The organism is Alphaproteobacteria bacterium (genome assembly GCA_035625915.1).
Lineage (GTDB): Bacteria > Pseudomonadota > Alphaproteobacteria > JACZXZ01 > JACZXZ01 > DATDHA01.
The window spans coordinates 1-21068 of the sequence record DASPOR010000027.1; the positions used below are offsets into that span (position 1 = coordinate 1).

Genomic DNA, 21068 nt, shown 5'->3' on the forward strand with positions numbered 1-21068 from the left:
GAGTCTCGTATCGCTATCGGACGAATCCGACCTGCCGCTTCCCGACTTGTCGGTCGACCGCGTCCTCCTCGTTCACGCACTCGAGCACAGCGAACAATTGCGCCCGCTCCTGCGCGAGGTGTGGCGCGTGATGGCGGATGGGGGGCGCCTTCTTGCCGTGGCGCCGAACCGGCGCGGGATTTGGGCGCGACTAGACCGCACGCCGTTTGGGCAGGGCCTGCCCTATACCGTCAGCCAGCTTTCTCGTGTCCTGCGCGACAACATGTTCACGCCCATCCAATCGACCGCAGCACTCCTCATGCCGCCGACGACGAATCGTTTCATGCTTGCCTGGGCGCCCGCGTGGGAGGAGCTCGGCGAACGCTTGCTGGAGACCTTCGCCGGGGTCGTGATGATCGAGGCATCGAAGCAGGTCTACGGTGCAGTTCCGGTCGGAGATGCGCGCAAGCGCCGCCGCGTCTACATGCCAATTCCGGGCTAGTGTGGCGAATTTCGGATTTGCCGCACGAGCCGACGATTCTCGCAATCGGCCGTCGTCAGTCTTGCGCGAGCAGGAAAATCGCCTGCTCGTCGAGCAGGTTCGCAAGCAGGCGCGGTTGGTCGGACCCTCGCGTGCGCCCGCGCCGGTCGATCGACACGACCCGCCTGATGCGGATGCCAAGCTCGTCGCAGAGGGCCACGAAATCGGCGATCGTGCATGGGTGGATGTTCGGGGTGTCGAACCAGCGGTGCTGGAATGCCTTGGGCATTGCCATGCGCCCGCCGCCAAGAAGTGCCAAGCGCATGCGCCAATATCCGAAGTTGGGAATCGATACGATCGCATGCTTGCCGATGCGGACGAGGGCCAGCAGCACGCCCTTCGGATCGCGTGTCGCCTGAAGCGTCTGGCTAAGCACGGCGTAGTCGAACGAATGTCGCGGATAGTCCGCAAGGTCCATGTCGGCGTCGCCTTGAATGACCGAGAGGCCATGGGACACGCAGGCATTCACGCCGGCCTGGCTCAGCTCGATGCCGCGTCCGTCAACACCCTTCGCGTGGCCGAGATAATCGAGCAGCGAGCCATCGCCGCAACCGACGTCGAGCACGCGCGTGTCGGAAGCCACCATATCCGCGATGACTTGAAGATCGAGGCGGAGCCGAATTTGCCGCCGCGCGGGTCGCGTCATTTCCATGTCGGCATTGCCCCCGGCCGTTCAGGCGAAATCGAGCCCGATATGCTCGGCGGCTCCCGCGAGGAAGCCCGACAGGGTCGCAAAGAATTCCGGCTCGTCGAGCAGGAACGCGTCATGCCCCTTGTCCGACGGAACTTCGACGAAGCTCACATTCGCGGCGACCGAGTTTAGGGCGCGCACGATCTCCTTGCTTTCCCAAGTCGGGAAAAGCCAGTCGCTGGTGAACGAGATCGCGCAGAATCGCACCGGCGTGCCCCGGAAGGCATTGGCGAGCACGCCGCCATGCTCGAGTGCGAGATCGAAATAATCCATGGCGCGCGTGATGTAGAGGTACGAATTCGCGTCGAAACGATCGACGAAGGTGCTGCCCTGGTGCCGCAAGTAGCTCTCGACCTGGAAGTCGGCATCGAAGCCGTAAGTGATGCTGAGCCGGTCCTGGAGGTTGCGGCCAAATTTGCGATGGAGCGCGGCCTCCGAAAGATACGTGATGTGCGCCGCCATGCGCGCGACAGCGAGGCCTCGCCGCGGAATCTTGCCCGTGCGGATATAATCGCCCCCACACCAATCCGGATCGGCCATGATCGCTTGGCGGCCGACTTCGTGGAACGCGATGTTCTGGGCCGAATGGCGTGCCGCGGTCGCAATCGGCACGGCGGTCACGACGTGCTGGGGATAGCTTGCGGCCCATTGCAGGACCTGCATACCGCCCATCGAGCCGCCGGTGACGCAAAAAAGTTTCTCGATGCCGAGGTGGTCGATCACAAGCTTTTGCGCGCGAACCATGTCGCCGACCGTGATCACCGGAAAGGAAAGTCCCCACGGCTCGCCGGTTTGCGGATTGATCTCACGCGGTCCGGTTGTGCCCATGCAGCCGCCGAGCACGTTGACGCCGATCACGAAGAAGCGATTCGTGTCGATGACGAGACCGGGGCCGACCATGAGATCCCACCAGCCCTCGCGCCCCGTCACAGGGTTGATGTCGGTGACGAATTGGTCCCCCGAAAGCGCATGGCAAATTAGCACGGCATTCGTCTTGTCTGCATTGAGCCGGCCATAGGTCTGGTAGGCGATCGTGAATGGCCCGAGCTCAGCGCCCGAATCCAGCTTCAAGGGGCGATCCTGGCCGAAGACGGTAGAAAGGCCCGGCCGGACCGGCTCCCGCCGCCGAACAACACCCTCGGGCAATGGGGTCTCGAAAGCCATCTACGGTATTCCCGCCTCTCTCGTCTCGTCCGGCCATAGGGGTGCCGCCGGCAGCCGATAGCTATGGACCAAGGGTGCTAACTGTCAATGTTTTCTTTGATTTTGGGGGTGAGTGACATTATGACTATCGCGCGCGCGAGGAGCAGCTTTCCGGGTCACATGCAGAATCCCATGCGATCTCTCGAGGATCTCCGCCGCGAGATCGACGAGATCGACGACGCCATTCACGATCTCATCATGCGCCGGGCTGCCCTTCTGGGCGACATCGCGGCTGCGAAAGGTGCTGCCGCGAACGGGCCAAGCGGCACCTATCTGCGCCCCGCGCGTGAAGCGCTCGTCTTGCGTCGGCTGATCGAACGCCATCGCGGGCAATTTCCAAAACCTGCACTGGTGCGGCTTTGGCGTGAACTCATCTCGGCACCACTTTCGCTTCAGGGCGCCTTTACGGCCGCCGTCTACGCGCCCGACGAGGCGTCAGGCTATTGGGACCTTGCGCGCGACCATTACGGCAGCCACACCGCCTTCGTCCGCCACCATGCAGTCGGCCAGGTGATTGCAGCACTCGGCGACGGCAGTGCGGTAGTCGGCATCCTGCCCGCCATTCAGGCGGAGGATGCGGACCCCTGGTGGCAGCATCTTATCCGCGACGATGACAAGGGGCCGCGGATCGCGGCACGCCTACCTTTTGCCGGTGCCGGCAATGCCCGCGACGGACAGGCCGAGGCCCTCGTCGTCGGCGCCATCGTGCCGGAGCCGACGGGACGGGATCGCAGCTACATAGCCGTTGAAATCGGCGGCGAGCTTAGCCGAACGAAGCTGCGCGGCGGCTTGAAGCGAAGCGGGCTCGAACCGAGGCTTTTCGCAAGCTGGCAGCCCTCGGGCGAACAGCGCCGGCTTCACCTCGTCGAGATCGACGATTTCATCGCGCCGAACGACGCGCGGATCGCCGATTTTTCGACATCCATGGCAGGCATGGTCGACCGAGTATATTTTTTGGGCTCATATGCCTTACCCTTCAGCGATAAGGAACTCGCTTAACCCGCCGCAAGATTAGAACCAGAGGACCAGAACTCGTGAGCATCCCTAGGCCGAGGCCCGGAATTCTCGACATTGAGCCTTACAAGGGCGGTGAGTCCGCGGTCGCGGGCGTCGATCGCGTGATCAAACTTTCGTCGAATGAGAGTCCCCTCGGGCCGAGCCCGCGGGCAATCTCGGCCATCGAGGCGATGAGCAAGGAGCAGCATCGCTACCCCGACGGTATGGCGGCGGATATCCGCAAGGCGATCGGCCGGCATCATGGAATCGACCCGGCGCGCATCGTATGCGGATGTGGCTCGGACGAATTGATCGGCCTCCTCGTCCGCGCCTATGCAGGGCCGGGCGACGAAGTGCTCTACAGCCAGTACGGCTTTCTCATGTATGCGATCGCCGCAAAAGGGGTCGGGGCCCAGCCCGTCGCGGCGCCGGAGAAGGAACTGCGCGCGGACGTGGATGCGATGCTTTCGAGGATCTCGCCCAGGACGCGCATCGTCTTCCTTGCCAATCCGAACAATCCGACCGGCAGTTTTCTCACGAAGGATGACGTAACGCGCCTGCATGCGGGCTTACCCAAGGACGTCGTCCTCGTCATCGATGCCGCCTATGCCGAATATGTCACGCGCAACGACTATAGCCCCGGGGTGGAACTGGTCGAAGCTCATGGCAACGTCGTGATGACGCGCACCTTCTCCAAGATCTATGGGCTCGCCGGTCTGCGTTTGGGCTGGGCCTATTGTCCGTCCGCGGTTGCCGACGTGCTCAATCGGCTGCGCAATCCCTTCAACGTGACATCGCTCGCGCAAATTGCAGCGCTCGCCGCCCTCGACGACGTGGCGCACGTGGACGCGGCACGCTCGAACAACGACATTTGGCTGCCCTGGCTCACGACCGAACTCACAAAGCTCGGGCTCGAGGTCGCACCGTCGATCGGGAATTTCGTCCTCGTGCGGTTTCCCGCCGCACCTTCGAAGAATGCGAACGCGGCAAATGCGTTCCTGACTTCACGCGGCATAATCCCGCGCCGGATGGATGCCTACAATCTTGCGCACAGCCTGCGCATCACAGTCGGCCGCGAGGATGAAATGAAGGCAGTCGCCTCGGCTCTCGCCGAGTTCATGGCGGCGCCTTAAATGTCCGCGAGGCCTCTTTTCGAACGCGCGGCCCTTATCGGTATCGGGCTCATCGGTTCGTCCTTGGCAAGGCGCATGAGGCGGGACGGCCTTGCCCGCACGATCGTCTGCAACGCAAAGAGCGAGCGCAGCCGCAAGCTCGCGTGCGAGCTTGGGATCGTCGATGCGGCCTATGATTCGCCCGCCGAAGCAGTGCGCGACGCAGACCTCGTCGTACTCTGCACCCCACTCGGGGTCTACGGAACCATTGCCGCGGCGATCGAACCGCACCTTGCACGGGGTGCCATCCTGACCGATGTCGGCTCGGTCAAGACAATGGTGATGCGCGATGTCGGTCCCCACGTGCCGCCGGGTGTGCACTTCGTGCCCAGCCATCCCGTGGCCGGCACCGAGCATTCGGGGCCGGAGTCGGGCTTCGCGGAGCTGTTCGACGGGCGCTGGTGCATCCTGACCCCGCCGGATGACGCCGATCCGGCGGCCGTCGAGAAAGTTGCATCGCTTTGGCGCCAGTGCGGGATGAATCTCGAACTCATGGATGCGAAGCACCATGACATTGTGCTTGCGATCACGTCGCATCTGCCGCACCTCATTGCCTATTGCATCGTCGGCACGGCCACCCATCTCGAGGAGCTTACCAATTCCGACGTGATCAAGTTCGCCGCCGGCGGCTTTCGCGATTTCACGCGCATTGCTGCGTCGGACCCGATCATGTGGCGCGACGTCTTTCTCAACAATCGCGAAGCCGTACTCGAGATGCTCGGCCATTTCACCGAGGATTTGACCGCCCTTCAACGCATGGTTCGCTTAAGCCAGGGTGAGAAGCTCGAGGATTGGTTCACTCGCACGCGCGCAATCCGCCGGAGCCTGATCGAGGCGAAGCAGGCTTAGTGGGGTGCTGTCCCTCGGGGCACTGGCCCCCTGCGGGCGGGCCCATTACGGACAAATCGGCATCTCATTTCGCCCAGGCGATCGTCGGAATGTGCAAAATCGCGACCGGCCCGGCGAAGAGGGTTTGCTGTTGGACCGTGAGCGGCACGGTCAGGACCTTGGCCCCGCCTTCCGGCGGGGTCTTGGCGAGAAGTCCAAGCCCGGCCTTTGCGAGCATGCCATCTCGATTCTTCATCAGGCCTTGGGCGACGAGCGAGTCGATCGTCTCGGAATAGCCGCGAATTTGCCCGGTGCCAGCGCCCATCGGCTGCATATTGGAATCGAGTGCCACCGTCGCATTCCCCGAAAATTGAAGCGGGCCCCAGGCGATATTGAACTTTCTGATATCCATGGCGCCGCCCGCGTTGCGCCACGCCGCAAGCGCGATTGCGGGTGGACCGGGCTTGAGCGGACCGAGAATCTGGGCTTCTGCAGTGATCCAGGCGAGCTCGGCACCGAGCGGGCCGGCAACCGCCTCGGGCAGCTTAACGTCCTGCAGGCTGAACGAGAGGTCCGCACTGATTGGAAGCTGTGGGGTGCCGCCGTGTGCAGCGTCCGGGGCGGCTGGGGCTTGCGAAGCATTTAGTGTTGCGAGTGCTATTCGTGCCGTGAGTGGTCCAGGGGCATCGGGTGCGGAGACGTTGAGACCTTCCGCGTAGAAAGTTGCCCGGTCGAATCGACCGTTGATCGTAAATTCGACATGTGCGACCGCGTTGTCAGCGCTTGAGGTGATGACCTCGCGTCCCTCTCCTTTCGCATAACTTGTCTGTTGGCGGCCGATGGGGCGTATGTCGAAGTGGCGAAAATCCCACGGCCGCAATTTCGCTTCGATCGCGTCGCTTTTGCACGCCCACTGCTTTTCGGGTGCTTCTATCGATGGCTGGTCGATTCGCAGACGGATTGAAAATGGAAAACCCGAGGTGACGGTGGCGCCGAGTTCGACGGTGTAACCCTCCGCGCGCCGCGCTACGGCCCAACTCGCGACACCCTCCCTTACGAGACTGGCGGCATGGTACCAAAAGCCGGTATACCCGATGGCGACCGCCGCGAGGACAGCGATGGACAAAAGAAGCCAGCGAGTTCGGCGGGTCACGATCTGCCTTCCTATTCAACGGAGATATTTTCCGGCTTCCTTATAAAGGCTCGGGGTAAGTCCGTCACGCGCCGGCATGAGTGTGGCGAATCGGAAATTCGCCAAACAGTTGGCCCGGGACCGTGAGCGAATTTCGGATTCAAAGCCACATGAGCAATATATTGAATCGAGTGTGGTCTTCGGATTTGAAGTTCCTGAACGTGGTCGCCACCAAAATCCTAGGAACTTCAAATCCGCCACACTAGACTGGCGCCTCTTTCGATTTTGGGAGCCCATGTCGGTCCATTCCAGCTCTCTTCAGACGCCAGGGCCTCGTTTCCCGCATTTCAATATGGCCATGCCGGCAGTCTTCGTCCTGCTGTGGAGCTCGGGCTTCATTTTCGCGAAGCTCGTCCTACCCCATGCCGAGCCATTCACTTTCCTCTCGCTGCGCTTTTCAATTGTCGCCGCGATCCTCGCAACGTTGGCGCTTTTCGTCGGGGCGCCCTGGCCGGGGAGTTGGCGCCAGGCTGGCCACATAGCACTCTCGGGCTTGCTGGTGCAGGGGATTTATCTCGGCGGTGTCTTCGCCGCGATTCATCTCGGAATTTCCGCGGGCGTGTCGGCACTTATCGTCGGCGTCCAGCCGATTCTGACGGCGACCGTCGTCGGACCCTTGCTCGGTGAGGCGGTCCGTCCTCGTCAATGGCTTGGCCTGTTGTTCGGATTCGTGGGCGTCGTACTTGTCGTGGCGCGCGCCCTCCAACTCGACGCCGGCGGTCTTGCGGGCTTCGCCCTTTGCGTGGCCGGGCTCCTTGGCATCACGATCGGCATGGTCTATCAGAAGAAATTCTGCGCCTCTCTCGATCTCAGGACCGGCACCTCGATCCAGTTCACGGCAGCGGCACTCATGATGGCGCTTCTTTCACTCGCCTTCGAGCGTCAACACATCGAATGGACTGGCGATTTCATCGTGGGTCTTCTCTGGCTTTCGCTCGTGCTATCGGTCGGCGCCATCTCGCTACTCTCGATCATGATCCGGCACGCGGCCGCCTCGCGCGTGGCGAGCCTTTTCTATCTCGTCCCGCCGATCACGGCACTCATGGCCTATCTTGTCTTCGGCGAGACGCTGCGCCCGGTCGCCGTTCTCGGCATGGCAATCGCCGCGGCCGGCGTCGCCCTCGTCAATAGCTGAAGGCGGGGAGCGAGAAATGACAAAGGCCGCATCACGTTGGATATTTGGTTACGGATCGCTGATGTGGGACCCCGGCTTCCCCTTCGTCGAAAGAGAAGCGGCCTTGCTCCACGGTTATCACCGTGCCTTCTGCATCTACTCCCATCGCTATCGGGGGACGAGCGACAAGCCCGGCCTTGTCCTCGGGCTCCAGCCGGGCGGGTCCTGCCGCGGGATCGCGTATCGCATCGAAGAGGCGCAGCGGGAGGCGGTATTCGCCTATCTCCACAAGCGGGAGATGGACAACAAAGTCTACGATCAGCGTCTCGTGCCGATCCGGCTCACCGACGGCCGTGAAGTCGACGCCTTCGCCCACATTACCGTTCGCGATCATCCGCAGTACACCGGTCGTCTCTCGATCGAACAGGTGGCCGCTCTCATTTGCCAGGGTTATGGGGAGCGCGGTGCTTGTTCCGACTATCTCGCCAACACCGTGAGCCACCTCGACGAACTCGGCATCAAAGACGGTCCGATGCACGAGCTTCTGCGTTTTGTCGAGACGCGGCGAGGCAAATGACGCCGAATTCCCTCGACACTAGTCCCAAAAATCCGACGCCGAGACCGCGAAATTGATGTTTTGCGAGTAGTTCAAGAGTATCGCGGTCGTGAGACCGATCAAGTTGCCGCGCTCATCGAAGAGGCCGCCGCCGGACGAGCCAGGCGAGATCGGCGCCGAAGTCTGGATGGTGTTGCCGAGGCGCGTCTGACGAAGCCCCGAGATAAGACCTTCGCTCAGCGTCCGCTCGAAGGATTGGGGAGCCCCCACCGCAAAGACCCGTTCGCCCACGGCGAGGCCATCATAGCCGCGGATTCCGCCGATGGGTGTCAAGTTGAGGTCATCGACCTTGATCACGCAGCGGTCGCTCTGAACATCCGCGGCGACCAGCTTTGCGTCGGCGTGGGTCGTGCCTTGCACGATTGCGATGAGGCGGCGGTCCTTCACCACGTGGCAGTTGGTGAGAAGCAAGTGCTCGGTTATCGCCACCGCCGAACCCTGTCCGATGCTCCGCGCCTTCGCGTCGGCAAGCGAATTGGTAACCAGGACGACGTAAACCGAACGCTCGACCTTCTTATAGATTTCGGCCGGTGAAAGCGCTTGGGTATTGAGCTTCTCAGGGCGGCGGCCGAGCAAGGCGGATGGCAAGGGTGGGGTCGCCACGGCTGGCGTTGCGGCCTGCTTGTCGTCGTCGGCTTTGTCGAATATTGCGGCGATGCTTACTTTTGCGAGACCGCCCGCCTCGGACACGGGCGACTCCGCCACCTTGGACGATTCTGACATGGCGCGGACGAGGCAGCCATTGTATTCGGCAAAGCCCGAATTGCGGAAATCGCTGCATTGGTGCTCGATCGCCATATTGGCCTGTGGCGAGAGTGCTGAGCGATCGGGCGAGGGATGCTTCTTGAGTGCCTCGAGCTGGGTGCGCACGCAATCGTCGTAAGCACTCTTGCTTCTGTGGTCCGCCGCCGAACAGACGGTATTGACGATGACGTTTTCGTCATAGGAGAGGGCGGCGCGGTCGAGGGATGCGTCACTCGCGAATGCGCCGCGAGAGAGCGCGCAAAGGGCTGCAATCGCGATGAGTTGCCGTAGCATGACGCCTCCTGCATCAATGGCGGACAGCGCGCGAGTGTGGCAAGGAAAAGTTGCCCAAACGTTAAGAGCTGTGGCGGGGAGCCGCCGACGCGGGCCGCGCAATCTCCGAGGCAACGCTTTCGAGGAACTGCCAGCTGGTGAGGTGGAACCCGGCCGACCTTAGAGTCGGGGAATCCGATTCGCACGGACCTCAGGCACATTTGCTATGTCCGCAGCTCGTGCAGACGTCGCAATCCTCCTGGCGGATGAGCGAGGCTTGGCCGCATTTCGGGCATTGCCGCAAGGCGAGTGCCGGCATTCCGACCACCTTGCGTTCGAGATATTCCTCACGCGCCTCCTTGGGATTCGGCATGAAGCCGATCGCGATCATGTGCCGTTCGATCACTTCGCCGATCGCCGCGAGAAGCGAGGGTACGTATTTGCCGTCCATCCATTGTCCGCCGCGCGGATCGAACACGGCCTTGAGTTCCTCGACGACGAAGGACACATCCCCGCCCCGGCGGAATACCGCGCTGATCATGCGGGTAAGCCCGACCGTCCAGGCGTAGTGCTCCATGTTCTTCGAGTTGATGAAGACCTCGAAGGGGCGGCGGCGGCCGTCCCGCACGATGTCATTGATCGTGATGTAGAGCGCGTGGTCGCTGTCGACCCAGCGGATCTTGTAGGTGCTTCCCGGAAGTGCCTCCGGCCGGTCGAGCGGGCGCGTCATGTAAATGACCCCACCCGCCTCGAACGCATCGGTGTGACGCGCCGCAGGCGCTTCGAGGGGCAGTTTCGTCTGAGGTTCGGGTTCGGCTTCCTTCGCCTTGAGCACCGCACCCGTGATGTCGTTCGGGCGATAGGTCGTGCATCCCTTGCAGCCGCGCTCATAGGCGAGGCTGTAAACGTCCTTGAAGTCCTCGAAGGAGATGTCGACCGGCACGTTGATCGTCTTGGAGATCGAGCTGTCGACATATTGCTGGACGGCCGCTTGCATCACGACGTGATCGCGGGGGCGCAAGGTCTGTGCATCGACGAAATAGTCGGGCAAGGGCGCGCCGTCGCCCTTCACGCGGCGAAAGAGGCGGTATGCGTAATCGGTCACCTCTTCCTCGCGACGCGTGCCGTCGGGCATCAGGACGTTGCGGTTGTATTTGAAGCTGAAGACCGGCTCGAGTCCCGAGGAGACATTGTCCGCGAAAATCGAGATCGTTCCCGTCGGCGCAATCGAGGTGAGAAGCGCATTGCGGATTCCCTTTTCGGCGATCGCCTCCCGCACGTCCGCACCTAGGCCGCGCACATGCTCCCCCTCGAGATATTTCTCCCGGTCGAAGAGGGGGAAGCTGCCTTTTTCCGCCGCAAGCTCGGCCGAAGCGAGATAAGCCGTCCGCTCGATACTACTCATCCAGCGCTCTGTCGCGGCCACGGCCTCAGCGCTACCGTAGCGCAGGCGGCACATGATGAGCGCATCGGCGAGACCGGTTACGCCCAATCCCATGCGGCGTTTGGCGAGCGCCTCGTGGCGTTGGGCGGGGAGAGGGAAGTTCGATACGTCGATCGCATCGTCGAGCATGCGCACGGCGGACGGCACGATATTCTCAAGGTGCGCGAGGTCGAGTTCGGCATTCGCTTCGAACGGATTGCGCACGAAGGCCGCAAGATTGATCGAGCCGAGAAGGCAGGCGCCGTAAGGAGGCAGGGGCTGTTCGCCGCAAGGATTCGTCGCGGCGATCTCCTCGCAATAATGAAGGTTGTTCAGGCGATTGATCCGGTCGATGAAAATGACGCCCGGTTCCGCGAAGCCGTAGGTCGAGCGCATGATCTTGTCCCAAAGTGCGCGCGCCGGCAGCGTCTTGAAATGCGTGCCGCCGAACTTGAGTTCCCACGGCAAGTCCTTCTTGACCGCGTCCATGAACGCATCCGTCGCGAGGACCGAGAGGTTGAACATGCGCAGGCGGCCTGCCTCGAGCTTCGCCTCGATGAACGCCTCGATGTCCGGATGATCGCAACGCATCGTCGCCATCATGGCGCCGCGGCGGTAGCCCGCACTCATGATCGTGCGGCACATCGCGTCCCACACATCCATGAAGCTCAATGGGCCTGACGCGTCCGCGCCGACACCTTTGACGGGAGCGCCCTTGGGCCGAAGGGTCGAGAAGTCGTAGCCGATGCCGCCGCCCTGCTGCATGGTCAACGCGGCTTCCTTCAGGTGATCGAAAATACCCGCCATGTCGTCGGGGATCGTTCCCATCACGAAACAATTAAAAAGCGTCACGTTGCGGCTCGTCCCGGCACCGGCCACAATGCGGCCGGCCGGCAAGAACTTGAAGCCCTCCATCGCCTCGAAGAAGGCCGTGGCCCAACGCTCCCGGTCTCTTTCGGGCTCGGCAAGGTTGCGGGCAATCCGCAGCCAGGTATCCTCGATGGTCTTGTCCACAGGGGCCCCGTCCAGCCCCTTGAGCCGGTACTTCATGTCCCAGATCTGATGAGAAATCGAAGTAACCTGCGCCATTCGCTACTCCGCGTCGGCCCAATCCCCAGGCCCAGGCGACCAATGATTTCGCCGCTACGCGACGACAGTCATAACATTTTGAATAACAAGAAATTTAAGCGCACAGCTCGCGCCCACATTCAGTATAGGTTCGGCGATTCAGTGGGTCAATCGGAAATGTTCGCGAAATGTTTCCACAGAAGCTGGTATTCAGGCTCGCAAAATTAAGCCTCTGGCGCTGCCTCACTATCCAATTCGTTCCTCGTTATTGTTGCTTTCAATGCTTGCCGCTCCGTTTTATGCACAAAATTATCCACAGATTAGCCTTGTGTTTTCTACAGCTACTCGTTGATAAAGCAACCCGTCGTACCCCGAATAGGTTCACCGTCCCGGCAGCGCCTAGCGTCGGTTTTTTTTGTTGCGTTAGCTAAACGACATCTCTATAGGGCTGTATATAAGTTCGTAATCACAACCGAGTTCGCGGCTTGAGGGCCTGACTATCGAGCGGTTCAATCCACGTCAGTCCCATCGAAGCCGGCGGAACTTTACCTGATTGGAAAGGGTGGAATCATGAAGCACGCTATTCGTCAACTTGCGTTCGCCGCGATTGTCGCGTGCGTCGGCTTCAGCGCCGTGGCACTATTCGCCTCCCACACGGCGAAGGCCCAATCGACCGCCAGCATCCTGGACTTCGTTGGGCCATAACGCCGCCGGCGCTTGAAAGAGCGAGATCGCTTCGGGTCGACGATCGGCAGAAATATCGGCCGATGCCGTCGGGTCGCGCAAAACCGCATGCGAGGGTCACGCCTGCGATTGCAAGACACGTAAATTGTTTGAGGGCGCTGACAGGGTGGCGCTCGTCTGGAGTGGGCTCGTTCGCGTCCTGCAAATGCCTCAGGCGCCGTCGTGCCTAATTGGCTTGCCGGGCATCGTCGGCCAGGCGCTTGCAGGCACCCTCGATGCGTCCATTGAGTTCGGCGAGAAATGCCTTGCGCTCGAGGCCCGGCGATATCGCTGGCAGAAATTCGACGGTGATCACGCCCGCCTTTTTGAGGAAGCGACGCCGTCCCCAGAAAAATCCCGAATTGAGTGCCACGGGGACGACGGGGAGGTCGAGAAGACCGTAGAGTGCCGCCACACCCGGGTGGTAGGGACGACTTTCGCCTGGCGGAACGCGCGTGCCCTCCGGGAAGATGACGATCGGCCGCCCTGCCCCGGCACCGGCTTTGGCCGCATTAATCATCCGCTTGAGTGCGGCGGCACGACCGCTCCGGTCGACGGCGATCTGCTTGGTTTTCACGAGGTACCAACCGAAAAGCGGGATGAAGATCAGCTCTCGTTTGAGCACGATCATGGGATCGCGGAAAAGGACGGGAAGGAGCAGCGTATCCCATGCGGACTGATGCTTGAGCGCATAAATGGCGCTGCCGCGAGGATTGTTCTCGATACCGCGTACCTGGTGCCTGAGTCCAACGAGGAATCGCAAGAGCACGACCGTCCCTCGCGCCCAGATGCGCCCGCCAAAGACGAGGACATCGCGCGGCAGGAGGAGCGCTGGCAGGGCGAGCACGCACAAACACCCGGTCCAGCCGTAAAAGATCAGATTGAAGAGGAGAGAGCGGAGTGCGGTCATGCGTGCCTTGCAGTCCTATCACGAGTCGGTTTGCTGCGATCCAGGGAGTGCAATTTCAGGAACCGACTCGCGTGCGAGGGCCGCAAGGTACTTATGATATTCGCCGAGAACGAGATAGGCGCTGCCCGGCCATAACCACCAGTCGCTCTTGACCCGCTCCGGGAAAACCGGGTTCGGAATAAGCCTAATCTGCGGCATGGCGCGGCGGAATTCGAGCATGCTCCTCGGCATGTGGTAAGCGGCGGTAACGATCCGCAGGCTGCGGTAGTGCTCGGCGTCCATCCATTTCGCCGTTTCGATTGCGTTCCCCATCGTCGAGTCAGCGGCATAGCCGAGCACGATGCAGCATTCGAGATTGGCCGGTGCGGTGTGTGCGGTGCGCAGGAGTTCCTCGACGTCGACGCCACGATAGACGCCTGAAACGAACAGCTTCCGCGCCTTTCCTAGGGAAAGGAGGGTCAAGCCGGCGTCGAGCCTTTCACTCCCGCCTGTCAACACGACGATCGCGTCCGTGACGGTGTCGGGATCCTCGACCTTGGACGGAATCGTCGTGGTGAACCACGCCAAGCCGCCCGCCCACATTGCCGCGACGGCGGCGAGCGCCAACGCGGATCTGAGCAGCGCCCGCTTCATCCGCGACGCCCATGATCGGGGTGCCGATGGCGAGAGCCGCATATGCCTCACACCATCTGCGCGAGCGTGCGCACGACGGTCGTGCGCGCCGTCAGCATGGCGATTGCCGCCGTCGCGAGCGGAAGAATCGGCAGCACGGCCCATTGCCAAGGAGTCATTGCAAGACTCGGGAGGAGGCCGCCGCCTGCCGCTTTTGTGAGGTACTCGACAACGATAAGCGTGAGCACGGCAACGAGGAATCCGACGATCCCGCCGCGAAGTGCTATGCCGAGCGCATGGGCCTGGAACTGGCGCGCCACATAGGTGTCGGGCGCTCCGATCAAATGCATGACCTCTATGACGTTGCGGTGAATGGCGAGTGCCGTCCGGGTGCCGAATACGGTCGCGATCCCGGCAGCAAGTGCAATGAATGTCAGGATGAGTGCTGCCACAAGCTCGATCGAATGGCCAAAGTCAATCAGTTGGCGAAGCCAACGCTGATGATCGTCAACCGTGGCGCCCGGCACGGCGTCCGCAAGCCGGCCGGCCAGCGCTTGGATATCGAGCTTTGCTGAAGGATCGATTCGAACATCGACGATGGCTGGAAGCGGCAGGTCGCTCGTCCCGGCATCGCCGAGCCACGGCTCCAGCAATTTCGCAATGCGTTCGTCGCTCAGCACCTCCGCGTGGATGACGCCGGACGTGGCGTCGATGATGGCGATCGCAGCCTCGATGCGCGATTTGCGAGCGACTGGATCGGCATTGCCGTCGGGCGCAATTTGCACGGTGAGCGAGCCCGAAAGCCCCCGGCTCCATCGTTCGACGGCACTGTTCGCCAGGAGCGCACCCGCAAGTGCCAAGGTCGCGAGATAGACCATGAGCGCAATGATATATGGGATGAATCGGCTCGATTCGTCTTGTTCGAGCGGCAGGTCCGAGCGGGTGCCGAGCATGCCGAGCAGCACTCCTATGCGACGGTCCGGCGCGCGGACGCCACCCGCGTCAATGCGCCATTCTCGAGATGAAGCTGCGGATGATTGAATCGCTTCACGAGCCCTTCATTGTGACTTGCGATCACTACCGTGGTGCCGAGCCGATTGAGTTCTTCAAAAAGATAGAGAAGCCGCACGCCGAGTTCGTTGTCGACATTGCCGGTAGGCTCATCCGCAAGAAGGAGACTTGGCCGGTTGATCACGGCGCGCGCGATCGCGACCCGCTGCTGTTGCCCGCCTGAGAGCGTGGGTGGGGTCGCGTCGAGATGGTCCGCGAGACCGACCCAGGCAAGGAGTTCCGCGACATGCTTGCGAATCTGCTCGTCTTTTGCACCGGATACCCTCAAGGGCAGGGCTACGTTGTCGAGTGCCGAGAGATGGTCGATCAGACGGAAATCCTGGAACACCACGCCGATTCGTCGGCGGAGTGCCGGCATATCGCGCCGATCTGTCATTGCCATATCGTGCCCGAAGAGACTGATCAACCCGCGTGACGGGCGGTGCGCCAGATACATCAGCTTCAGGAGCGACGATTTCCCGGCACCCGACGGCCCGGTGAGGAAATGAAAGGAGCCTGTCGGCAAAGAGAACGTTATATCGCGCAGAACTTCCGGCCCCATGCCGTAGCGCATGCCGACATTCTCAAAGCGGACGACCGGTTCCCTCTGATCCATTCGCGCGACGCGGAAAAGGCCTAGGCTGAGTCGGGGGCAGAATGGCACGGGTGCCCAGCGACGTAAAGCGCGGCCCGGCTATCGGCGGGCGAGCGGTAGGCTCGGGGCAATCCGTCGCGCAAGCGCCGAGGTGCCGCCAGCGCAAAATGTCCCGGCCCGTCCCAGCCCGACGGCCGGTTGCTTGCCAGGGCCACGGAAGTGGCCCTATAACGGACTGAATCCTGGGGGAAATCCGGGGCCAATGATTCTTACCTGTCCGAGCTGCACGACGCGATACATGGTCGACCCTGCCAATCTGGGTGCTGAGGGTCGTTATGTGCGCTGTGGGAAATGCAGCCACACATGGCGTCAGGCCCCACCGCCGGACGCCCCGCCCCAGATCGATCCCATTCCAATCTCGATCGAGCCGCGCCCGATTCCGCCGGGCTCGAATCTGCCCGCCTTTCGCCCGAAGCCTAAGGAGCCCAGTCACGCATGGGGATGGGCGATTCTCGTCCTTGTCGTCGCCGCCATCGTGGGCGGGGGGATTCTCGCGCGCACCCAGATCGTCTCCGCGTGGCCGCCGGCCGCTCGGATTTACGCGCTTTTTGAGTCCAAGCCGAAAGAGGCCCCCTCGGGCCTCAGCGTGGTCAACGTCGCCTCCCGCCGTTCCGTGGAGAACGGGGTTCAGGTGCTCGTCGTCGAAGGGGAGGTTGCGAACAATTCGCGGGAGGCGGTGGCCGTGCCGCCGCTCATGGGAGTCCTGCGCAACGCGGAACAACGCGACCTGCAACATTGGACCTTCAACGCGTCCGAGCCCAAGCTTTTGCCGGGGGAGGTCGCCAAATTCTCGACCACCCTCCTGAATCCCTCGAGCGAGGCGACGGACGTGACAATCGTCATAACGCCGCCATCCGGGAAGAGCTGACCTTGGCGCGCATCCTGATCGCAGAGGACGATCGCGCAATCCGGGAATTCGTCTCGCGCGCCCTCGAGCACCGCGGGCACAGCGTTCGCGCGGTCGAGGACGGCTTGGCGGCGATCGAGCGGCTCAATGCGGAAGCCTTCGACCTTCTGGTGAGCGATATCGTAATGCCGGGAATGGACGGAATTGCACTTGCTCTCAAGGCCGGGCGCGACTGGCCGCGGATGCGTATTCTCCTCATGACCGGCTTTGCCCACGAACGCCAGCGCGCGCACAACCTCGAAGCACTCGGTCAACGCGTGGTCTCGAAACCCTTCACGCTTCGGGAAATTTGCGGTGCCGTCGAGGCAACGCTTGCGCGGGAAGAAGGTTAGGCCAAAGCCGCTCGACCGGGGACGGGTCTGCCGGATTCCGGAATATAACCGCACGCCTTGAGTGCTTCGATCATATGAGGTGGGGGAGGCGCCTCGGCGACGACGGGCGGTTTCTTTGGGTAGTAGAGGGGTACCGCAATCGCACGTGCGTGGAGGTGGAGTGGAACCGTGGCCACCGATCGTGGGTGCGTTCGATCATTGCCAGGCTTTGCTTCTTCCGAGCCGTATGGGCCGTCACGGCCGTAAACCCGGTCGCCTAGAATCGGGCAACCCAATGCGGCAGCATGAACGCGGATCTGGTGCGTGCGCCCGGTCCGAGGCTTGAACTCGAGCCAGCTCATTCCCGCGCTCGAGCCGAGCAGGCGGTAGTCGGTGATGGCGCGCTGACCGTTCCTGTCGACAGCCATGTGCCAGCCCGATTTGGCCGTGCGCTTCTTGAGGGGCAGCTCGATGCGGCCCTCGCACTCGGGCGGAGCACCTTCGACAATGGCCCAATAGGTCTTCTCCACGTGACCGGTTGCAAAGAGCTTGCCGAGCCGCGCCAAGGCCTTGCGATGGCGCCCGAGCACGAGGCACCCGCTCGTGTCGCGGTCGAGCCTGTGGGCGAGGGCCGGCGGATGCGGCAGGCCGAAGCGCAAGGCATCGAACAGGGTCTCCAGGTTGTCACCACCCCCCGGTCCTGCATGCACCGGCAGACCGGCCGGCTTGTCGACGATCAGCATCAGGCCGTCACGGTAGAGAAGCCGTCTCAGAAGTGCATCGGGGGTCACGACTCGCACCAGCGCTGCCATGCGTCGCGGTAGGCGTTTTCCATCGCGCGTGCGAAGTCCGCCGCGTCGCAAAGGGGGGAAGCCGCCATGCGCGCTCGGAGCGACTCGCGCAGGTCGCGGAGCCGTTGCGAATCTTCAGCAAGCCCAATCGCAATGGCTGCATAGCGCTCCCGTGCGTCGGCGATGAGTTCGTCTAGGCCAAGTGCCGACAGCAAGCTGACACCGACCCGTCCGGCGTGAAGCCGTCCCTCGAGGACCACTGTCGGCACGCCCATCCAGAGCGCTTCGCAGGTCGTCGTGGTTCCGTTATAGGGGAATGGATCGAGTGCGATATCAACCCGCCGATAGTGCGACAAGTGATCCTCGCTCGACGGAGACCACGACGCCATTTCGATGCGCCCGGCGTCGATGCCGTTTGCGGCAAAGAGAGCAAGATACCGCGCCGCCGTTGCCGGATCGCCGGTTTGCTTCGCTTTGAGCAGGAGGCGTGACCCGGGTACGTTGGCGAGAATGGCGCTCCAGAGTTCTGTAACCTCCTTTGTTACCTTAGTCAGATTATTGAATGAGCCGAACGTGATATGCCTGGCCTGAAACGACGGCGGGGAAGTGACAGCCGGTGAATCGGGCGAGGGGCTATAGCAGAGAAAGCATCGCGGCAATCGCAAAAGGGTCTCGCTATGGAAGCGCTCGGTCTCGCCGGGCGGATCGGCGACCGCATCCGTGATGCGGTAGTCGATTGCCTCAAGGCCCGTCGTCGCGGGATAGCCAAGCCAACTCATTTGCACGGGTGCGGGCTTGTGCGCCATGAGCGGCAGCCGATTGCGCGCGGTATGGCCGGCGAGGTCGACAAGGATGTCGATGCGGTCGCTCTCGATCTTTTCGGCTGCCGCCGCGTCGTCCATGCGGTCGATGGCGCGCCAATGATCGACGATCGACTCGAGCCGTGCGGTGAAGCGATCCGGCCATTTGACATTCGAATAACAAAAGACCTCGACCTTCTCCCGGTCATGGGCGGCGAGAAGGGGTTCGAGGAAAAAATATACCGAATGGCCACGAAAGTCCGGGGAGAGGTAGCCGATGCGCAGACGTCGGTCGGGCTCGCGCGCGCGCGCGAAACGCCGCTCGATCCGACCGCGGACGGAACCGTGTGCCGCAGTCCAAGCCTTGTGCTCGGCGATCAGCGTTTCAGGATCGACCTCGCGATAGCAGGACGCCATGAGAAGATTGCTGTGCACCGCCGCGTCCTTGGGATCGATGGTCAATGCGGTGCGCAAAGACGCCACGGCGTCGTCGAGAGCACCCTGGATCATGAGATCGTTGCCGAGATTATTGTGGAAATCGGCGACCGCCGGCTGAAGCGCTATTGCCTTGCGATAGCATAGAATCGCTTCGCCGAAGCGGTCCTTGGCGTCGAGCATCACGCCCACATTGTAATGCGCGATTGCAAGGCCTGCTTCGGCCTCGATGGCGGCTCGGAAGCATTCGATGGCCTTTCCCCACTCACCTTGTGCCTTGAAGACGAGGCCGAGGTTGTTGTGGGCGAGGCCGAATGACGGCTGCAGCGCAATCGCGCGGCGGAAGCTCGCCTCAGCATTCGCATATTGGCGACGGGCGAGGAGGATATTGCCAAAATTGTAATGGGCCGGGGCGTAAGTCGGATCGAGCATGATGGCGCGGCGCAGGCTTTCGATGGCGCGCTCGTTCTTGCCGAGGGTGTGGAGCGCTTCGCCGAGGGTATTGTGGTATTCGGCTCTACGCCCGTCGCGCGCGATCGCCTTCCTGGCAAGCTCGACCGCGTCGGCGGGGCGGCCAGCCTTGTAAGCGAGGATAGCCAGCAGATGAAGGGCGTCCGGCTGATGGGGATCGAGCGCCAGTGTCTGGCGGCAGAGCCGCTCCGCTTCGGCAAAGCGACCTGCGCGATGATTGTCGAAGGCCGCCACCAGCGTCTGAGCGTAATTCGTCACATTCCTCCGGATACTTCGATTCGAATGACGGTCCGTGGCGGCGCGCCACCGCCGAGCAGGGATCGGATTGGCGCACCAACCGCATCCGGACCATGAGGGTGCGACTGCGGAAATTCAAACAAACTTTGTCCTCCCGTCGGCATTCAAACCCTTTTGGTAGGCGTAAAGCGACGGTTTTGAGCGCGAACGACTTCGTCGACCGACCGGCAAGCGCTTTGCATTTCACATATATTCTAATAATATTCCAACAAGGGGGACAATTGCTGTGCCGAATTTCCAAGTTTCCGGCGGCACTTGCCCGAGCATTATTGAAATCTACACAAGCGGTTTCGCGTGAGCGTCATCGAGACAATCGACATCGAACGTTGGTCCGGCCCTTATGCGGCCGGGGTCGAGCAGCGTGCGGTCGATGCCCTTGAGCGCGGAAAAGTTCTCTTCTTCCCGCACCTCCGATTCTCGGTCGAGGACGGCGAGCGTCCGCTATTTTCGGCGGCGGTGTCGAACGGCAAGGCCAAGAATGTGAGCTACGACCCGCTTACCGGGTCCGTGCAAGGAACAGTTTTGGAAGGCATCGAGCGCGACCGGTTGCGCGCGATGATGGAGCGATTCGGTCGAACCTCGACCGCATTCATGGCCGCACTTTTCCCGAGCTATGGCCCGGCACTCGAGCGGGCGCGCACGAGCTTCCGCCCCGTCGAGGTGTTGGGCCGGCACTACTCGCAGAAAAAGGACGACCGGCTCCTCCACGTCGACGCTTTTCCCTCCCGCCCGACGCGAGGCCAACGCATCCTCCGCCTCTTCAGCAACGTCGATCCAGACGGGAACAGCCGCGTTTGGCAAGTGGGCGAGTCGTTCGAGGATTTCGCGCGGAAATTTCTCCCGAAGGCGAAGCCGCCGATCTTGATTCAGCCATGGCTGCTTGCGGCCGTCGGCATAACGAGCGGTCGGCGCAGCAAATACGACCATCTGATGCTCGAACTTCACGACCGGGGAAAACTCGACGCGGAATACCAGCGGGCGGCACCGCGGGAGGACATTGCGTTTCCGGCGGGCTCGACCTGGCTCTGTTACACCGATCAGGTCCTGCATGCGGCTCTCGGCGGGCAGTTCGCTTTCGAGCAGACCTTTCACGTCGACATCCGCGCCATGGCCGATCCCGCGCGTTCGCCGCTCAAAGTGCTCGAGCGCATGACGGGACAGGCACTCGTCTAAAGCATTCGATCGCCTGCAATCATCCGAAACTGGCGTGAGATTGGCCGGTCGAAGTGCTTGCGGAATGGGCTGCCCCAGGACCCGTGCTGTCGT

General features: G+C 62.1%; 21 protein-coding genes. 10 read left to right on the plus strand and 11 right to left on the minus strand.

What is annotated here, in order from left to right; genetic code table 11:
- On the plus strand, nucleotides 1-481 hold a 481-nt coding region (locus tag VEJ16_02515), incomplete at its 5' end, for a methyltransferase domain-containing protein (GenBank protein ID HYB08526.1).
- A 55-nt stretch (nucleotides 482-536) separates the two neighbouring features.
- On the opposite strand, the gene metW is transcribed toward VEJ16_02515, so the two are convergent.
- Together metW and VEJ16_02525 are read right to left on the minus strand one after the other, a co-directional pair.
- Complete coding sequence (gene metW, locus VEJ16_02520; GenBank protein ID HYB08527.1) at nucleotides 537-1166, minus strand: methionine biosynthesis protein MetW; 630 nt, start codon at nucleotides 1164-1166, stop codon at nucleotides 537-539.
- A 27-nt stretch (nucleotides 1167-1193) separates the two neighbouring features.
- Nucleotides 1194-2375: a homoserine O-acetyltransferase gene (locus VEJ16_02525; GenBank protein ID HYB08528.1), complete on the minus strand. Its 1182-nt coding sequence runs from the start codon at nucleotides 2373-2375 to the stop codon at nucleotides 1194-1196.
- Nucleotides 2376-2546: 171 nt separating this feature from the next.
- Here VEJ16_02525 and VEJ16_02530 point away from each other — a divergent pair, with 171 nt between their 5' ends.
- The 3 genes from VEJ16_02530 to VEJ16_02540 are packed head-to-tail and all read left to right on the plus strand — an operon-like array spanning nucleotide 2547 to nucleotide 5431.
- Nucleotides 2547-3413, plus strand: a complete 867-nt coding sequence (locus VEJ16_02530; protein ID HYB08529.1) for a chorismate mutase — start codon at nucleotides 2547-2549, stop codon at nucleotides 3411-3413.
- Nucleotides 3414-3448: 35 nt separating this feature from the next.
- Complete coding sequence (hisC, locus tag VEJ16_02535) at nucleotides 3449-4543, plus strand: histidinol-phosphate transaminase (protein HYB08530.1); 1095 nt, start codon at nucleotides 3449-3451, stop codon at nucleotides 4541-4543.
- Nucleotides 4544-5431: a prephenate/arogenate dehydrogenase family protein gene (locus VEJ16_02540; GenBank protein ID HYB08531.1), complete on the plus strand. Its 888-nt coding sequence runs from the start codon at nucleotides 4544-4546 to the stop codon at nucleotides 5429-5431.
- A 64-nt stretch (nucleotides 5432-5495) separates the two neighbouring features.
- On the opposite strand, the gene VEJ16_02545 is transcribed toward VEJ16_02540, so the two are convergent.
- Nucleotides 5496-6563: a DUF2125 domain-containing protein gene (locus VEJ16_02545; GenBank protein HYB08532.1), complete on the minus strand. Its 1068-nt coding sequence runs from the start codon at nucleotides 6561-6563 to the stop codon at nucleotides 5496-5498.
- Between the two features lie 337 nt (nucleotides 6564-6900).
- Between VEJ16_02545 and VEJ16_02550 the strand changes: the two genes are divergently transcribed.
- Together VEJ16_02550 and VEJ16_02555 are read left to right on the plus strand one after the other, a co-directional pair.
- Nucleotides 6901-7737, plus strand: coding sequence for a DMT family transporter (locus VEJ16_02550; GenBank protein ID HYB08533.1), 837 nt, complete (start codon nucleotides 6901-6903; stop codon nucleotides 7735-7737).
- Between the two features lie 16 nt (nucleotides 7738-7753).
- Entirely contained in the window at nucleotides 7754-8293 is a 540-nt protein-coding gene (locus VEJ16_02555; protein ID HYB08534.1) for a gamma-glutamylcyclotransferase, read from the plus strand.
- Nucleotides 8294-8311: 18 nt separating this feature from the next.
- On the opposite strand, the gene VEJ16_02560 is transcribed toward VEJ16_02555, so the two are convergent.
- Together VEJ16_02560 and VEJ16_02565 are read right to left on the minus strand one after the other, a co-directional pair.
- Entirely contained in the window at nucleotides 8312-9370 is a 1059-nt protein-coding gene (locus VEJ16_02560; protein HYB08535.1) for a S1C family serine protease, read from the minus strand.
- A gap of 190 nt (nucleotides 9371-9560) precedes the next feature.
- Nucleotides 9561-11861 carry an adenosylcobalamin-dependent ribonucleoside-diphosphate reductase gene (locus VEJ16_02565; protein ID HYB08536.1) on the minus strand — a complete coding sequence of 767 codons (2301 nt, stop codon included), beginning with the start codon at nucleotides 11859-11861 and terminating at the stop codon, nucleotides 9561-9563.
- Nucleotides 11862-12410: 549 nt separating this feature from the next.
- Here VEJ16_02565 and VEJ16_02570 point away from each other — a divergent pair.
- Nucleotides 12411-12545 carry a hypothetical protein gene (locus VEJ16_02570; GenBank protein ID HYB08537.1) on the plus strand — a complete coding sequence of 45 codons (135 nt, stop codon included), beginning with the start codon at nucleotides 12411-12413 and terminating at the stop codon, nucleotides 12543-12545.
- 205 nt (nucleotides 12546-12750) lie between these two features.
- Here VEJ16_02570 and VEJ16_02575 read toward each other — a convergent pair whose 3' ends face one another.
- Genes VEJ16_02575 through ftsE form a run of 4 tightly spaced genes read right to left on the minus strand, consistent with a single transcriptional unit; the run spans nucleotide 12751 to nucleotide 15751 of the window.
- Nucleotides 12751-13473 (minus strand): lysophospholipid acyltransferase family protein, encoded by a 723-nt coding sequence (locus tag VEJ16_02575; GenBank protein ID HYB08538.1) that lies wholly within the window; start codon nucleotides 13471-13473, stop codon nucleotides 12751-12753.
- 18 nt (nucleotides 13474-13491) lie between these two features.
- Complete coding sequence (locus VEJ16_02580; protein ID HYB08539.1) at nucleotides 13492-14106, minus strand: YdcF family protein; 615 nt, start codon at nucleotides 14104-14106, stop codon at nucleotides 13492-13494.
- A 47-nt stretch (nucleotides 14107-14153) separates the two neighbouring features.
- Nucleotides 14154-15038 (minus strand): hypothetical protein, encoded by an 885-nt coding sequence (locus tag VEJ16_02585; protein ID HYB08540.1) that lies wholly within the window; start codon nucleotides 15036-15038, stop codon nucleotides 14154-14156.
- A gap of 14 nt (nucleotides 15039-15052) precedes the next feature.
- A complete protein-coding gene (gene ftsE / locus VEJ16_02590) occupies nucleotides 15053-15751 on the minus strand; it encodes a cell division ATP-binding protein FtsE (GenBank protein ID HYB08541.1) in 699 nt (232 codons plus the stop codon).
- A 241-nt stretch (nucleotides 15752-15992) separates the two neighbouring features.
- Here ftsE and VEJ16_02595 point away from each other — a divergent pair, with 241 nt between their 5' ends.
- Nucleotides 15993-16658, plus strand: coding sequence for a DUF3426 domain-containing protein (locus VEJ16_02595; protein HYB08542.1), 666 nt, complete (start codon nucleotides 15993-15995; stop codon nucleotides 16656-16658).
- Nucleotides 16659-16660: 2 nt separating this feature from the next.
- Entirely contained in the window at nucleotides 16661-17029 is a 369-nt protein-coding gene (locus VEJ16_02600; GenBank protein ID HYB08543.1) for a response regulator, read from the plus strand.
- On the opposite strand, the gene VEJ16_02605 is transcribed toward VEJ16_02600, so the two are convergent.
- Both VEJ16_02605 and VEJ16_02610 read right to left on the minus strand, forming a co-directional pair.
- On the minus strand, nucleotides 17026-17820 hold the full coding sequence (locus tag VEJ16_02605; GenBank protein HYB08544.1) for an RNA pseudouridine synthase: 795 nt from the start codon (nucleotides 17818-17820) through the stop codon (nucleotides 17026-17028). The two genes, VEJ16_02600 and VEJ16_02605, sit on opposite strands and share 4 nt — an antisense overlap.
- Nucleotides 17796-19763: a tetratricopeptide repeat protein gene (locus tag VEJ16_02610; GenBank protein ID HYB08545.1), complete on the minus strand. Its 1968-nt coding sequence runs from the start codon at nucleotides 19761-19763 to the stop codon at nucleotides 17796-17798. Before VEJ16_02610 ends, VEJ16_02605 begins: the two co-directional genes overlap by 25 nt.
- A gap of 333 nt (nucleotides 19764-20096) precedes the next feature.
- Between VEJ16_02610 and VEJ16_02615 the strand changes: the two genes are divergently transcribed.
- On the plus strand, nucleotides 20097-20975 hold the full coding sequence (locus tag VEJ16_02615) for a Kdo hydroxylase family protein (GenBank protein ID HYB08546.1): 879 nt from the start codon (nucleotides 20097-20099) through the stop codon (nucleotides 20973-20975).
- Nucleotides 20976-21068: the final 93 nt, after the last annotated feature.